Below are 14,851 nucleotides of genomic sequence, written 5' to 3'. Positions count from 1 at the left end.
GCGAAGATCGGGGCGCACGCCAACCGGGGAGTGCGGCTGCCGGCGCCGGCCCTGATGCCGCACCGGGACTCCGGGGAGCGTGGCCCGACGCCGAGCGGTTCGACCCGGACCGGTTCGAGGCGCCGGCCGTGCGGTCCCGGCCCTCGTACGTTTCCCAGCCGTCCGACACGGGGGCGCGCGGGCCCGCACCGGGCGCCGGTTCGCGCCGCACGAGGCGACGCCGGTTCTCGGACTGACGCTGCGCCGCTACGAACCGCGGCCCGATCCGGACTGCCGGCTGCGCGTGACCGAGCGGCTCACGCCGGCGCCGGAGGGACCGTGGCCGCACCCGGAGCGGCGGACGGCGCGGCCGTCCAGTGCGCGGGACGGGTGAGCGACCCGGGCAGTTTGGTGCCGGCGCTTCCCCGGGCCGCGTTGAGCTGGGGCTGGGTGAGGAAGAACGCCCCGGTCAGATCGGCGTCCGTGAGGTCGGTGTCGCGCAGGTCGGCGCCGATCAGGTCCGCGCCCCGCAGGTCGGCGCCGGTGAGGTCGGCGGCGATGAGGTAGGCGCCCCGCAGACTGACCCCGCGCAGATCGGCTCCCTTGAGACGGGCACCCATCAGATCCGCGCCCCGGCGGTCCTTCCTGCGCCCGCGTGCCCCGGCCCGCGCCAGTTCGCTCGCCCTCAGCAGCAGCACGTTGACGTCCTGCCGGTGGGCGCCCACGTCCAGCGCGCCCAGTTCTTCAGGGGTTCCGCGGGTGAGCCGCCCGGTCTTCTCCAGCGCCCGGCGCAGCTCGGCGTGGACCGGACGCGCCGCGGGCAGGGTGAGCGCCTCGGTCAGGTACCAGAGCAGTTCGTGCAGCTGGCGGACGACCGGGAACACCTCGAACATGCGGCGGGCCCGCTCCGGTGGCCCGGTGCGCCAGTCCTGTCCGCCGAAGGTGAGCTGCGAGACCTTCTGCCCGGCGCCGAAGCAGTCGTAGACCGTGCAGCCGCTGAATCCCTCCTGCCGCAGCCGCGCGTGGATGCCGCAGCGGTGGTCCGCCCGCAGGTTCCGGCAGGGGCTGCCGGCCTGTTTGTCCACCGCGAAGTCGGCGGACGCGGTGAACGGCAGGGCGACACAGCACAGCCCGAAGCACTCCCCGCAGTCGCCGCGCAGGTCCGGGGCCGACGCGCCCTTCGCGTCCCGGGTGTTTCCGTCGTCCATGCCGCCGCCCGTCACCGGGGGAACAGTTCGAAGGTGACCGCCGGCCGGTTCCCGAACCGCTTGCCCGACTGCCGGGCGTCCCCCGGCAGGAAGCTGCGTACGTACGCCTCGGGATCCTCGTCGGTCAACGCCTCGAGATAGGTGCGGTGTTCGAGCAGGGAGCGCACCGCCCGCTCCTGACCGGCGGCCGCGTCCACGGCGTGGGTGGGCATGCTGGAGCCTGCCACGGCGACCCAGCGGACGCCGTTCCAGGGTTCGAGGCCCTGCTCGGTCAGTTCCGGGAAGATCCACCGGTTGCCGGCGTCCCCGGCCGCGTCGAGCACCGCGCGGCCGACCGCCACGTGGTCCGGGGTGTTCCAGAACGTCTCGCCCCAGGTCTCCCGGTGGTTCAGAGTGACCACCAGTTCGGGACGGTGGCGGCGGATGGCGGCGGCGATGTCCCGGCGCAGGGCGGTGCCGTACTCGACGACGCCGTCCCGGTGGTCCAGGAACTCCACGGTCGACACGCCGACCACGGCCGCGCTCGCCCTCTGCTCCCGCTCCCGGATCGGACCGGCCTCGGCGGGCTCCAGGGTGTCGATGCCCGCCTCGCCGCGGGTCGCCAGCAGATAGACGACCTCACGGCCGGCGTCGGTCCAGGTCGCGATCGCGGCGGCGCAGCCGTACTCGATGTCGTCGGGGTGGGCGACCACTGCCAGCGCGCGCTGCCAGTCGTCGGGCATGGGCTCGAGTTGAGCGAACGTCACCTCGGTCATGTCCGCAGACTAACCCGTACCACCGCCGGCCCTCCCCCGGGGCCCGCGCGGAGCACCGGGGTCACGCCTCGCCCCCGCGCTCACACCTCGCCCCGGGCCAGCGCCAGCAGCCGATCCAGCACACGGGGTCCGCCCGCGCGCACGCCGTCGTGCTCGAACTCGTCGGTGACCCAGGTGCGCAGGCCGCGGATCGCCCGCGCGGTACGCAGGGAGTGGTCCGTGTCGACGTACATGTCGTCGTGGTAGACGGCCGCCGCGACCGGGACCTCGTTGACGGCGAGGCGGGCCGGGTCGTACAGCGGCGTCCAGCCGGTGCGGGCGGCCAGCAGTTCGGCGGTCTCGCGCAGCGGGCGCAGCGCGGGGTCGCAGTCGAACACCCAGGGGTGGACGGTCTCGCCGGTGAACAGCAGCGGCCCGTCGCCCGCGAGCGCCTTCGCCGCGTCGAACTGCGGGAACTCGGCCCGCACCCGCTCGGCCGACCAGGCCGTGGCCCGGCCGTCCTGGCCGTAGATCGACTCGTGGACGAGCGCGTACAGCGGGTGCCCCGCGTACGACAGCAGGCCCTGCACCTGCTCCTGGAAGGCGTCGGAGAGCGCGGGGCCCGCCGAGGTGCGGACGAAGGCGTCCTCCAGGAGGTAGTGCAGCCGGTGGCTGCCGTCACCGCTGCCGAGGAGGATGCCGAGGGACTGGAACGCCTCGACGGTGAGCCGGTAGCCGTTGGGGAGGACGACCTCGTGGACGAGGAGGTGGTCGGCGATTCGGCGAGCGCGCTCGACGTCCTGCGGGTAGCGGGCGTAATGGGCGGCGACCTTGCGCTCGATGCGCGGGTAGGCGGCCCGGTAGACGTCGTCGGCGTGGGCGTCCAGGGAGGGCAGGCCGCCAGTGATCACGGCGGTGGCGAGGCCCTCGGGGGCGGTGGACAGATAGGCGACCGTGCAGAAGCCGCCGAAGCTCTGGCCGAGGACGGTCCAGGGGGCGCCGCCGGTGACCTCGGGGCGGATCGCCTCGCAGTCGCGGACGATGGAGTCGGCGCGGAAGCGTGCCAGGTAGTCGGCCTGCTCGGCGGGGCCGCCGCGCAGCGGGAGCGTCTGCCGGTTGGCGGGGGTGGAGCGGCCGGTGCCGCGCTGGTCGAGCAGCAGGACGCGGTACTCCTTCAGGGCCCGGCCGAGCCAGGCCTGCTGCCCGATGAAACGGTTCGCCCCGAAGCCGGGGCCGCCCTGGAGGTAGATCAGCCACGGCAGGTCCCGGTCCGCCTTGTCCGCGGCGACGGCCTCACGCGCGTACAGCTCGATCGTCTCCCCGCAGGGGGCGTCGTGATCGAGGGGCACGGTGAAGCGGCGGTCGGTGAGGACGACGCCGGGCTGGCGGTAGCTGACGGTCAACGGGACTCCTGGGACGAATGAATTGTCGGATCGCGACCCAGTTCAACACATGTCCGTCCGGCCTTCGAGCCCGGGATCACTCAATCCTTTTCGCACCTTCCCATTCTTTCGGCTCTTTCAGTCCTTTAATCCCTTTCCGCTCTTTCCGTTCTTTGCATGCGACGGTCAACGCGCCAACAGGCTGGAACGCCGGACCACGAGTTCCGGGCGCAGGACGACCCTCCGGTGCTCGTGGGGTGCGGCCGCTGTTCCGGCCTCCGTCTCCTCCAGCAGCAGCTCCGCCGCCAGGGCGCCCATGGTGACGGCGGGCTGCCGTACCGAGGTGAGGGGGACGGCCGCGGCGGCGGCGAACTCGATGTCGTCGTAGCCGACGATCGCCAGGTCGTCCGGGACGCCGACGCCGGCCGCGTACATGGCCTGGAGCACGCCGAGGGCGAGCAGGTCGTTGGCGCAGAACACGGCGGTGGGGCGGTCGGCGAGGCCGAGCAGCCTGGCGCCCGCGTCCCGTCCGGCGGCGACGTCGAGACGGTCGGTGGGCAGCTCGCGCAGCCTCTCCGGACCGAGTCCGGCCTCGGCGAGGGCGTTCAGGGCGCCGGTGCGCCGGTCCCGGACCTGGTTCAGGCCGGGCGGTCCGCTGACGTAGGCGATGGACCGGTGTCCCGCGTCGACGAGGTGGCGCACGGCCAGCGCGCCGCCCGTCACGTCGTCCACGGAGACGGAGCACTCGGTGGTGCCCTCGGCGACCCGGTCGACCAGCACGAAGGGGATGCCGTGCCGGCGGAAGGCCTCGATGGTGCGGCCGGTGGCGTCGGCCGGGGTGAGCAGTACGCCCCGCACCCGCTGCTCGGCGAAGAGGGAGAGGTACTCGGCCTCCTCGCTCGCGTTCTGGTCGCTGTTGCAGACCATCACGCCGAGTCCGGCCGCACGCGCGGCGCGCTCGGCGCCGCGCGCCACGTCGACGAAGAAGGGGTTGCCCATGTCGAGGACGAGCAGGCCCATGATCCGGCTGCGGCCCGCGCGCAGTTGCCGCGCCGACTCACTGCGGACGTAGCCCAGCCGGTCTATGGCGGACAGCACCCGTGCCCGGGTCTCGACGGCGACCGTGTCCGGGCGGTTGATCACGTTGGAGACCGTGCCGACGGAGACTCCGGCGACGCGGGCGACGTCCTTGATACCCACCGACTGGGCCATCGGGCAGAAACCTCCGAGGAAACGTGGGGGCGGGTGGGACTCCGCAGAGTGGCGGGCGGGACTTCACAGGGCGGCGGGTGAGCCTTCACATTACCGGCACGGCCGCCCCTGCTGCTGCCGGGACGGGGCCGGTCGCGGTGCCGAGGGCGGCTCCGGCCGGCGGGGTGCGTCGTCCCACCGTGGCGGGCTCCGCTCTCAGGCGAGGTGGAAGACTTCGGTGAGCGGTCGCATCGCCTCGTCGGGGCGGGCGCCGTCGAGGGATTCGAAGAGGGGGGCCATCTCGGCCTGCCAGCGGGCGTTGACCTCGGTGGCCTCCATGCCGGCCTTGGCGGCCTCGAAGTCCTCCGTCTCGAGGTAGCCGACGAGGAGGCCGTCGTCCCGCAGGAAGAGCGAATAGTTGTGCCAGCCGGTGGCCGAGAGCGCCTCGCGCATCTCGGGCCACACGGCGGCATGGCGTTCGCGGTACTCGGCGAGCTTGTTCTGGCGGACCTTGAGCAGGAAACAGACGCGCTGCATGAAGTACCGCTCCCTCCCTGCGCGTTGATGCTCAGAAGTCGAACTGGTCGATGTTCTCGGCGTTGAAGACGGTGGGCTTGCCCAGGTTGATCACGCCGTCCTTGCCGATGGTGTACTCGCCCATCGCGCCGGCCTCGAAGGTCTCGCCCTCCTTGCCGGTGATCTGGCCGGAGGCCAGGGCGACGGCGGTGCGCGCGGCGAGTTCGCCGAGCTTCTCCGGGTCCCAGAGCTCGAACGCCTCGACGGTGCCGTTCTTGACGTACTTGCGCATGTCGTTGGGGGTGCCGAGGCCGGTCAGCTTGACCTTGCCCTTGTACTTGGAACCGGAGAGGTACTGGGCGGCGGCCTTGATGCCGACGGTGGTCGGGGAGATGATCCCCTTCAGGTTCGGGTACTCCTGGAGCAGTCCCTGGGTCTGCTGGAAGGACTGCTGGGCGTCGTCGTTGCCGTAGGCGACCTTGACCAGCTTGATGTCCTTGTACTTGGGGTCCTTGAGTTCGTCCTTCATGAACTCGATCCAGGCGTTCTGGTTCGTGGCGGTCTGCGCGGCGGACAGGATCGCGATCTCGCCCTTGTAACCGATCTGTTCGGCGAGCAGCTGCACCTCGGTCCGGCCCAGGTCCTCGCCGCTGGCCTGCGAGATGAAGGCGTTGCGGCAGTCGGCGGTGGTGTCGGAGTCGTAGGTGACGACCTTGATGCCGTTCTTCATGGCCTGCTTGAGCGCGGTGCACAGCGCGCCGGGGTCCTGCGCGGAGACGGCCATGGCGTCGACCTGCTGCTGGGTGAGCGTGTTGACGTAGGAGACCTGGCCGGCGGTGTCGGTGGCGCTGGAGGGGCCGACCTCCTTGTAGGTGGAGCCCAGCTCCTTCAGGGCCTTCTCGCCGCCCTTGTCGGCGGTGGTGAAGTAGGGGTTGTTGACCTGCTTGGGGAGGAAGCCGACGGTCAGGCCCTTCCTGGTGGGCGCGTTCGGGTCGGCCTTGCCGGCCGTGGCGGCCCGACCGCCGCCCTCGCTCTTGACGTCGTCCTTGGTGGTGCCGCCGCAGGCGGTGGCGGCCAGGGCGAGGGAGGTGACGGCGGCGAGCGCCGCGCAGGTCCGGCGGAGGGAGGTCTTGCGCATGGTGGATTCCTTACGGGCGAGGAGGGCGGGACGGGCGGGCGGACGAGGCGGGCGAGGTGGGTTCACGGGGCCGGGGTCGGTGTCCTGGGCGCCGGTGGCGTGCCGGACGCCGCCCGGCGTCCGGCACGAGCCGCGGAGAGTTGTCGTGCGACGCGCGGGCCGAGCACGGAGACGACGAGCAGGACGCCGGTGACGACGATCTGCGACTGGGCGGAGACGTTGACGAGGCTCATCACGTTCTGCAGCGCGCCGAGCAGGAAGACGCCCGCGATCGCGCCGCCGAGGGTGCCCTTGCCGCCGTCGAAGTCGATGCCGCCGAGCAGCACGGCGGCGACGACGGAGAGCTCGAGGCCGGTGGCGTTGTCGTAGCGGGCGCTGGCGTAGTGCAGGGCCCAGAAGACTCCGGTGAGGGAGGCCATCAGGCCGGTCAGGGTGAACAGGACCAGCTTCTGCCGCCCGACCCGGATGCCGGCGAACCGGGCGGCTTCCTCACTGGCGCCGATGGCGAACAGCGACCGCCCGAACGGGGTGGCGTGCAGCGCGACCACGGCGATCGCGAGCAGCACCAGGAACGGCAGGAAGGCGTACGGGACGAAGGTGTCGCCGATGCGTCCGGCGGCGAGGTCCAGGTACTGCGCGGGGAAGTCGGTCACCGCGTCGGAGCCGAGCACGATCTGCGCGATGCCGCGGTAGGCGGCGAGGGTGCCGATGGTGACGGCGAGGGAGGGCAGCCCGAGCCGGGTCACGAGCAGACCGTTGACCAGTCCGCAGACCACACCGATGAGCAGGCAGATCGGGATGATCGTCTCGATGGCCAGGCCCTGGTTCCACAGGGCGCCCATCACCGCGCCGGACAGGCCGGCGGTGGAGGCGACGGAGAGGTCGATCTCGCCGGAGACGACGAGCAGGGTCATGGGCAGGGCGATCAGCGCGATCGGCAGGGTGTTGCCGATCAGGAAGGACAGGTTGAGCGCGTTGCCGAAGCCGTCGACGGTCGCGAAGGACAGCAGCAGGACCACGACGAGCAGGGCGCCCACGACCGTGTCCCACCGCACGGACGGGGACCGGCGGACGGCGCGCGCGAGAGCGGGGTCAGCCATGGCGGGCGTTCCTCTTCTTCAGGGCGGTGGCCACGCGCAGCGCGACGATCCGGTCGACCGCGATGGCGAGGATGAGCAGGATGCCGTTGATGGCGAGCACCCACACGGAGCTGACGCCGAGCGCGGGCAGCACACTGTTGACGGAGGTCAGCAGCAGCGCGCCGAGCGCCGCGCCGTAGACGCTGCCGGAGCCGCCGGTGAAGACCACGCCGCCGACCACGACGGCGCTGACGACGGTGAGTTCGTAGCCGCTGCCGGTGCCGGAGTCGACGTTGCCGAACCGGGCCAGGTACAGGGCGCCCGCGAGTCCGGCGAGGGCGCCGCAGAAGGTGTACGCGGCGAGGATCCGCTTGCGTACGGGGATGCCGGCCAGCCGGGCGGCCTCGGGGTTGGAGCCGAGCGCGTACAGCTCGCGTCCGCTGCCGAAGTGCTTCAGGTAGTACGCCGTCGCCGCGAGCACCGCGAGGGCGACGATCGCCAGGTACGGCACCGCCGAGATGCCGCCGGACCCGAAGTCGACGAATCCGCCCGGGAGGTCGGCCGCGGTGATCTGGCGGGAACCGACCCAGATGGAGTCGATGCCCCGGATGATGTAGAGCGTGCCGAGGGTGACCACGAGGGCGGGCACCTGGCCGAGGCTGACGAGCAGTCCGTTGAGCAGGCCGAAGCCGATGCCGAGCAGGACGGCGAGGGCGACGGCGACGACCGGGTTCCCGCCGCCCTGAAGGTGGAGACCGGCCGCGAAGGCGCTGATGCCGAGCGTGGAACCGACGGACAGGTCGACGTTGCGCGTGATGACGACGAGGGCCTGGCCGGTGGCGACCAGGACCAGGATGGTCGCGTTCAGCAGCAGGTCCTTGATGCCCTGCTCCGACAGGAACTCGCTGTTGCCGGCCCGGGCGACCGCGATCATCACCAGGAGGACGAGCAGGATGGCGAGTTCGCGCATCGTGAAGACGCGGTCGACCAGCCGGGTGGCTCCCCCTCGGGGCGCCTCGGCGACGGGGGCTTCTTCGGGAGCGGCGACCGTCATGCGGCGGTCCTCCCCGTGGCTGCGGCCATCACGGTTTCCTCGGTGGCGTCGGTGCGGGGGATCTCGGCGGTGAGCCTGCCCTCGTGCATCACCAGCACGCGGTCGGCCATGCCGAGGATCTCGGGCAGGTCGGAGGAGATCATCAGCACGGCCACGCCGTCGGCGGCGAGCTGGGACAGCAGCCGGTGCACCTCGGCCTTGGTGCCGACGTCGATGCCCCGGGTGGGTTCGTCCACGATCAGCACCTTGGGGCCGGTGGCGAGCCACTTGGCGAGGACGACCTTCTGCTGGTTGCCGCCGGACAGGGTGTTCACCGTGTCGGCGATCCGGGCGTACTTGACCTGGAGCTTGACCGCCCAGTCGAGGGAGCGGCTGCGCTCGGCGCCCCGGTCCATCAGGCCGGCCCTCACGGTCGTCCGCAGTCCGGTGAGACCGATGTTGCGCTCGATGGACATGTCCATCACCAGGCCCTGGGCGCGTCGGTCCTCGGGGACCAGGGCGAGGCCCGCGGCCATGGCGGTGGACGGGGCGCCGTTGGTGAGCGCGCGTCCGTCGACCTCGACCTCGCCGGCGTCCCAGCGGTCGACGCCGAACACGGCGCGGGCCACCTCGGTGCGCCCGGCGCCGACGAGTCCGGCGAGGCCGACGATCTCGCCGCACCGCACGTCGAAGGAGACGTCGGTGAAGACCCCCTCACGAGTCAGCCGGCGCACGCTCAGGGCGATCCCGCCGGGGCGCACCTCCTGCTTGGGGTACAGCTCCTCGAGGTCGCGGCCGACCATGCGGCGCACCAGGTCGTCCTCGCTCATGCCGTCCAGCGGCTCACTGGCGATCCGGGCGCCGTCGCGCAGGGTGGTGACCCGCCCGCAGATCTCGAAGATCTCCTCCAGCCGGTGGGAGATGAACAGCACGGCGGCGCCCTGGTCGCGCAGGGTGCGCACGACGTCGAAGAGGCGGGCGACCTCGCTGCCGGTGAGGGCGGCGGTCGGCTCGTCCATGATCAGGACACGGGCGTCGAAGGAGAGGGCCTTGGCGATCTCGACGATCTGCTGGTCGGCGATGGACAGTCCGCGGGCCGGCCGGTCGGGGTCGAGTTCGACGCCGAGCCTCCCCATGAGGGCGGCGGTCGCGGTGCGGGTGGCCTTGTGGTCGATCCGGCCGAGCGCACGCCGGGGCTGCCGGCCCATGTAGATGTTCTCGGCGATCGACAGGTCGGGGAAGAGCGTGGGCTCCTGGTAGATCACGGCGATTCCGGCGTCGCGGGCGTCGCCCGGGCCGTGGAAGACGACGGGCTCGCCGTCGAGCAGCACCCGGCCGGCGTCCGGCCGGTGCACTCCGGCGAGCGTCTTGATGAGTGTCGACTTTCCGGCGCCGTTCTCGCCGGCGAGGGCGTGCACCTCGCCGGGGAACAGTTCCAGGGAGACGTCCCGCAGCGCGCGGACCGCGCCGAAGGACTTGGAGATGTCCCTCAGTGCGAGAACCGGGGCCGGACCCGTGTCGGACGGGTGGGTCATGAGGGCTCCTCGACGACGTCGGCGGGACGACCCTGGCGACGCCGTGAAAGGTTTCAACTGGGTTGCCGGGACGTTAGGCGCGCTGCGCATGTCACGTCAATGGGTTCCGGTCGAAAAGATTTCGACAGCTTCAGGTCACACCCGGATCACGGATCACGGTCTTGGCCGCAGGGGTTGACACCCCTGCGGGAGCGCCATAACTTCCCGTCCTGAATCGTTTCACTCAGTGGTCGATACGACCCGATGTCACAGGAGCCCTGACGTGACCGAGCTCGCCGCGGCGAAGGCCGCTCTCAAGACACAGGCCGTCGAGACGCCGTCGTGGGCGTACGGCAACTCGGGGACCCGTTTCAAGGTGTTCGCGCAGCAGGGCGTGCCCCGCACCCCCCAGGAGAAGCTGGAGGACGCGGCCAAGGTGCACGAGTTCACGGGGGTCGCGCCCTTGGTGGCGCTGCACATCCCGTGGGACAAGGTCGACGACTACGCCGCGCTGGCCGAGCACGCCGAGGACCGCGGGGTGCGGCTCGGCACGATCAACTCCAACACCTTCCAGGACGACGACTACCGGCTGGGCAGCATCTGCCACCCGGACGCGGCGGTGCGAAGGAAGGCCGTGGACCATCTGCTGGAGTGCGTCGACATCATGGACGCGACCGGGTCGAAGGACCTGAAGCTGTGGTTCGCCGACGGTACGAACTACCCGGGCCAGGACGACATCCCGGCCCGGCAGGACCGGCTCGCCGAGGGGCTCGCGGAGGTCTACGAGCGGCTCGGCGAGGGCCAGCGGATGCTGCTGGAGTACAAGTTCTTCGAGCCGGCGTTCTACACCACGGACGTCCCGGACTGGGGCACCGCGTACGCGCACTGCCTGAAGCTCGGGCCGAAGGCACAGGTCGTGGTGGACACGGGGCACCACGCGCCCGGGACCAACATCGAGTTCATCGTCGCGACGCTGCTGCGGGAGCGGAAGCTCGGCGGGTTCGACTTCAACTCGCGGTTCTACGCCGACGACGACCTGATGGCGGGTGCGGCGGATCCGTTCCAGTTGTTCCGGATCATGTACGAGGTCGTCCGCGGGGGCGGGTTCACGCCCGAGACCGCGTTCATGCTCGACCAGTGCCACAACATCGAGGCGAAGATCCCGGCGATCATCCGTTCCGTGATGAACGTGCAGGAAGCCACGGCGAAGGCGCTGCTGGTGGACCGGGCGGCGCTGGCCGCGGCGCAGGCCTCGGGGGAGGTGCTGGAGGCCAACGCCGTGCTGATGGACGCGTACAACACGGACGTGCGGCCGCTGCTGCGTGAGGTGCGGGAGGAGATGGGGTTGGACCCCGACCCGATGAGTGCGTACCGCGCCTGCGGATGGGCGGAGGAGATCGTGGCCGATCGGGTCGGCGGGGAGCAAGCGGGGTGGGGGGCGTGAGCGTCTGCCCTGTGCTGTTCGTCGCGGACTGCAGGCCGTCTGTGGCTGGTCGCGCAGTTCCCCGCGCCCCTTTGGGGGCACTTCACTCCTCCACTCTCCACAAGGACTGATCGCTTATGGCAACCGACAACGAAGCCGCCGCCCTCCTCGCCCGTTCGCATCGGCTCGGCGCCGATCCGCGGAACACCAACTACGCCGGCGGGAACACCTCCGCCAAGGGCGTCGAGACCGATCCCGTCACCGGGGGTGATGTGGAGCTGATGTGGGTCAAGGGGTCCGGCGGGGATCTCGGGACGCTGACCGCACAGGGGCTGGCCGTGCTGCGGCTGGACCGGCTGCGGGCGCTCACCGACGTCTACCCCGGGGTCGAGCGCGAGGACGAGATGGTCGCCGCGTTCGACTACTGCCTGCACGGCAAGGGCGGTGCGGCTCCCTCCATCGACACCGCGATGCACGGACTCGTCGACGCCGCCCACGTGGACCACCTCCACCCCGACTCCGGGATCGCGCTCGCCTGCGCCGCCGACGGGGAGAAGCTGACCGCCGAGTGCTTCGGCGACACCGTCGTGTGGGTGCCGTGGCGGCGGCCCGGTTTCCAGCTCGGTCTGGACATCGCCGCCGTGAAGGAGGCCAACCCGCAGGCCGTCGGATGCGTGCTCGGCGGACACGGGATCACCGCGTGGGGCGACACCTCCGAGGAGTGCGAGCGCAACTCGCTGCACATCATCCGCACCGCCGAGAGGTTCCTCGCCGAGCGCGGCCGGCCGGAGCCGTTCGGGCCGGTGATCGAGGGGTACCAGGCCCTGCCCGAGGGTGAGCGGCGGGAGCGGGCCGCCGCACTGGCACCGTACGTGCGGGCCGTCGCCTCACAGGACCGGGCCCAGGTCGGGCACTTCGACGACTCCGAGGCCGTACTGGACTTCCTGGCCCGTGCCGAGCACCCGCGGCTGGCCGCGCTGGGTACCTCCTGCCCCGACCACTTCCTGCGTACCAAGGTCCGGCCGCTCGTCCTCGATCTGCCGCCGGCGGCCCCCCTGGACGAGGCCGTGGCCCGGCTGACGGAGCTGCACACCGCCTACCGCACGGAGTACGCCGCCTACTACGAGCGCCACGCCCTGCCCGACTCCCCCGCCATGCGCGGGGCCGACCCGGCGATCGTGCTGGTTCCCGGCGTTGGCATGTTCAGCTTCGGCAAGGACAAGCAGACCGCTCGCGTGGCCGGCGAGTTCTACGTCAACGCGATCAACGTGATGCGCGGCGCCGAGGCGGTCTCCACCTACGCGCCGATCGAGGAGTCGGAGAAGTTCCGGATCGAGTACTGGGCCCTGGAGGAGGCCAAGTTGCGGCGGATGCCGAAGCCGAAACCGCTCGCCACCCGGGTGGCGCTGGTGACCGGCGCCGGCAGCGGCATCGGGAAGGCGATCGCGCGGCGGCTGGCCGCCGAGGGCGCCTGTGTCGTCGTGGCGGACCTGAACGGGGACAACGCGGCCGCGGTGGCCGAGGAGCTGGGCGGATCCGACAAGGCCGTCGCCGTGACCGTCGACGTGACCGACGAGGAGCAGATCGCCGCCGCCTTCAGGGCCGCCGTCCTCGCCTTCGGCGGGGTCGACCTGGTGGTGAACAACGCCGGGATCTCGATCTCCAAGCCGCTGCTGGAGACGTCCGCGAAGGACTGGGACCTCCAGCACGACATCATGGCCCGCGGTTCCTTCCTCGTCTCCCGCGAGGCGGCCCGCGTGATGATCGCGCAGGGGCTGGGCGGGGACATCGTGTACATCGCGTCGAAGAACGCGGTGTTCGCCGGTCCCAACAACATCGCCTACTCCGCGACCAAGGCCGACCAGGCCCATCAGGTGCGGCTGCTGGCAGCCGAGTTGGGCGAGCACGGGATCCGGGTCAACGGTGTCAACCCGGACGGTGTGGTGCGCGGTTCCGGGATCTTCGCGGGCGGCTGGGGCGCCCGGCGCGCGGCCGTGTACGGGGTGCCGGAGGAGAAGCTGGGCGAGTTCTACGCACAGCGCACGCTGTTGAAGCGGGAGGTGCTGCCCGAGCACGTGGCGAACGCCGTGTTCGCGCTGACCGGCGGCGATCTGACCCACACCACCGGACTGCACGTCCCGGTCGACGCCGGCGTCGCCGCCGCGTTCCTTCGATGAGCGCCGCCGTGCGGCCGTACGCCGCGGTCGACCTCGGTGCGTCCAGCGGGCGTGTCATGGTCGGCCGGGTCGGCCCCGACAGCCTGGAGCTGACCGAGGTCCACCGCTTCCCCAACCGGCCCGTGCGCGTGCCCGAGGGGCTGCGCTGGGACGTCCTCGGGCTGTACGCCGGGGTGCTGGACGGGCTGCGGGCGGTGGGCGAGGAACCGGTGTCCGTCGGCATCGACAGCTGGGCCGTGGACTACGGCCTGCTCGACGCGGACGGGGCGCTGCTGGGCAACCCGGTGCACTACCGCGACCCCCGTACGGAGGGGGTCGCCGAGAAGGTGTGGGCGAGCGTGCCCGCCGAGGAGCTGTACGCGGCGACCGGTCTGCAGTACGCGCCGTTCAACACCCTGTACCAGCTGGCGGCGGCCCGCGGCACCGCCCAACTGGCACAGGCCCGAAGGCTGTTGCTGATCCCGGACCTGCTGACGTACTGGCTCACCGGTGAGCAGGGCACGGAGCTGACCAACGCCTCGACCACGCAGCTGATCGACCCGCGCACCCGCGACTGGTCCCGCCCGGTCGCGGAGCGGCTGGGCATCGATCTCTCCCTGTTCGCACCGCTGCGCCGACCCGGCGATCCGGCGGGAGAGTTGCGCCCCGAGGTACTGGAGGAGACCGGGCTGGCCGGGCCCGTCCCGGTGACGGCGGTCGGCTCGCACGACACCGCCTCCGCGGTGGCCGCCGTGCCCGCCGCCGGTGAACGGTTCGCCTACATCTGCACGGGCACCTGGTCGCTGGCCGGTCTCGAACTGGACGCCCCGGTCCTGACCGAGGAGAGCCGCGCCGCCAACTTCACCAACGAGCTGGGGCTGGACGGCACCGTCCGGTACCTGCGCAACATCATGGGTCTGTGGCTGCTCCAGGAGTGCGTACGGGCCTGGGGCGACCCGGATCTGGGGGCACTGCTCCTGGAGGCGGCGAAGGTGCCGGCGCTGCGGTCCGTGGTGGACGCCGGGGACGCGGCGTTCCTGGCGCCGGGGCGGATGCCGGAGCGGATCGCCGAGGCCTGCCGTGTCTCGGGGCAGCCGGTGCCCGGCTCCCCCGCCGAGGTCACCCGCTGCATCCTCGACTCGCTCGCCCTCGCGCACCGCGGCGCGGTCGAGGACGCCCAGCGGCTCGCGGGGCGGTCGGTCGACGTCGTGCACATCGTGGGCGGCGGCACCCGCAACGCCCTGCTGTGCCAGCTGACCGCCGACGCCTGCGGGCTGCCGGTGGTGGCCGGCCCGGCCGAGGCGGCCGCGCTGGGCAACGTCCTCGTCCAGGCCGGTGCGCGCGGGCGGGCCGGCGACCTGGCCGGGATGCGGCGCCTGCTCACCCGTACCCAGTCGCTGACGCGGTACGAACCGCGTGGCGGAACCCGGCGGTGGGAGGCCGCTCGGGCCCGGCTCGCCCGGGACTGACCGGAGGTCTCCCCCGCGCGGTGCCCGCG

General features: G+C 71.9%; 12 protein-coding genes and 1 pseudogene. 4 read left to right on the top strand and 9 right to left on the bottom strand.

What is annotated here, in order from left to right; genetic code table 11:
* Positions 1-86: 86 nt before the first annotated feature.
* Positions 87-373, top strand: a pseudogene (locus ACWEQO_RS21490) (cytochrome P450); the annotation flags it as partial.
* Here ACWEQO_RS21490 and ACWEQO_RS21485 read toward each other — a convergent pair.
* From ACWEQO_RS21485 to ACWEQO_RS21445, 9 genes are all read right to left on the bottom strand, one after another.
* Positions 297-1,187 (bottom strand): pentapeptide repeat-containing protein, encoded by an 891-nt coding sequence (locus tag ACWEQO_RS21485; RefSeq protein ID WP_452984842.1) that lies wholly within the window; start codon positions 1,185-1,187, stop codon positions 297-299. The pseudogene ACWEQO_RS21490 and the gene ACWEQO_RS21485 sit on opposite strands and share 77 nt — an antisense overlap.
* Positions 1,188-1,198: 11 nt before the next feature.
* Positions 1,199-1,942 (bottom strand): PIG-L deacetylase family protein, encoded by a 744-nt coding sequence (locus ACWEQO_RS21480; RefSeq protein WP_452984841.1) that lies wholly within the window; start codon positions 1,940-1,942, stop codon positions 1,199-1,201.
* Positions 1,943-2,022: 80 nt separating this feature from the next.
* Complete coding sequence (locus ACWEQO_RS21475) at positions 2,023-3,324, bottom strand: alpha/beta fold hydrolase (RefSeq protein WP_361457019.1); 1,302 nt, start codon at positions 3,322-3,324, stop codon at positions 2,023-2,025.
* Positions 3,325-3,489: 165 nt separating this feature from the next.
* A complete protein-coding gene (locus tag ACWEQO_RS21470; RefSeq protein ID WP_452984840.1) occupies positions 3,490-4,515 on the bottom strand; it encodes a LacI family DNA-binding transcriptional regulator in 1,026 nt (341 codons plus the stop codon).
* A gap of 195 nt (positions 4,516-4,710) precedes the next feature.
* Positions 4,711-5,031 (bottom strand): L-rhamnose mutarotase, encoded by a 321-nt coding sequence (locus ACWEQO_RS21465; RefSeq protein ID WP_361457026.1) that lies wholly within the window; start codon positions 5,029-5,031, stop codon positions 4,711-4,713.
* A gap of 31 nt (positions 5,032-5,062) precedes the next feature.
* The gene (gene rhaS / locus ACWEQO_RS21460) at positions 5,063-6,148 is read right to left on the bottom strand and encodes a rhamnose ABC transporter substrate-binding protein (protein ID WP_452984839.1); all 1,086 of its coding nucleotides are present in this window, start codon (positions 6,146-6,148) and stop codon (positions 5,063-5,065) included.
* Between the two features lie 62 nt (positions 6,149-6,210).
* Complete coding sequence (locus tag ACWEQO_RS21455) at positions 6,211-7,248, bottom strand: ABC transporter permease (protein ID WP_452984838.1); 1,038 nt, start codon at positions 7,246-7,248, stop codon at positions 6,211-6,213.
* A complete protein-coding gene (locus tag ACWEQO_RS21450) occupies positions 7,241-8,281 on the bottom strand; it encodes an ABC transporter permease (protein ID WP_361457035.1) in 1,041 nt (346 codons plus the stop codon). The genes ACWEQO_RS21455 and ACWEQO_RS21450 overlap by 8 nt, the downstream gene beginning before the upstream one ends.
* On the bottom strand, positions 8,278-9,795 hold the full coding sequence (locus ACWEQO_RS21445) for a sugar ABC transporter ATP-binding protein (protein WP_452984837.1): 1,518 nt from the start codon (positions 9,793-9,795) through the stop codon (positions 8,278-8,280). The genes ACWEQO_RS21450 and ACWEQO_RS21445 overlap by 4 nt, the downstream gene beginning before the upstream one ends.
* Positions 9,796-10,057: 262 nt before the next feature.
* On the opposite strand from ACWEQO_RS21445, the gene rhaI reads away from it, so the two are divergent.
* From rhaI to ACWEQO_RS21430, 3 genes are all read left to right on the top strand, one after another.
* Positions 10,058-11,218: an L-rhamnose isomerase gene (rhaI, locus tag ACWEQO_RS21440; protein ID WP_452984836.1), complete on the top strand. Its 1,161-nt coding sequence runs from the start codon at positions 10,058-10,060 to the stop codon at positions 11,216-11,218.
* 116 nt (positions 11,219-11,334) lie between these two features.
* Entirely contained in the window at positions 11,335-13,374 is a 2,040-nt protein-coding gene (locus tag ACWEQO_RS21435) for a bifunctional aldolase/short-chain dehydrogenase (protein ID WP_452984835.1), read from the top strand.
* A complete protein-coding gene (locus tag ACWEQO_RS21430; protein ID WP_452984834.1) occupies positions 13,371-14,822 on the top strand; it encodes a rhamnulokinase in 1,452 nt (483 codons plus the stop codon). Before ACWEQO_RS21435 ends, ACWEQO_RS21430 begins: the two co-directional genes overlap by 4 nt.
* Positions 14,823-14,851 lie beyond the last annotated feature (29 nt).

This window comes from Streptomyces sp. NPDC004051 (assembly GCF_053604275.1).
This window is presented reverse-complemented; position numbering and strand designations above follow the sequence as displayed.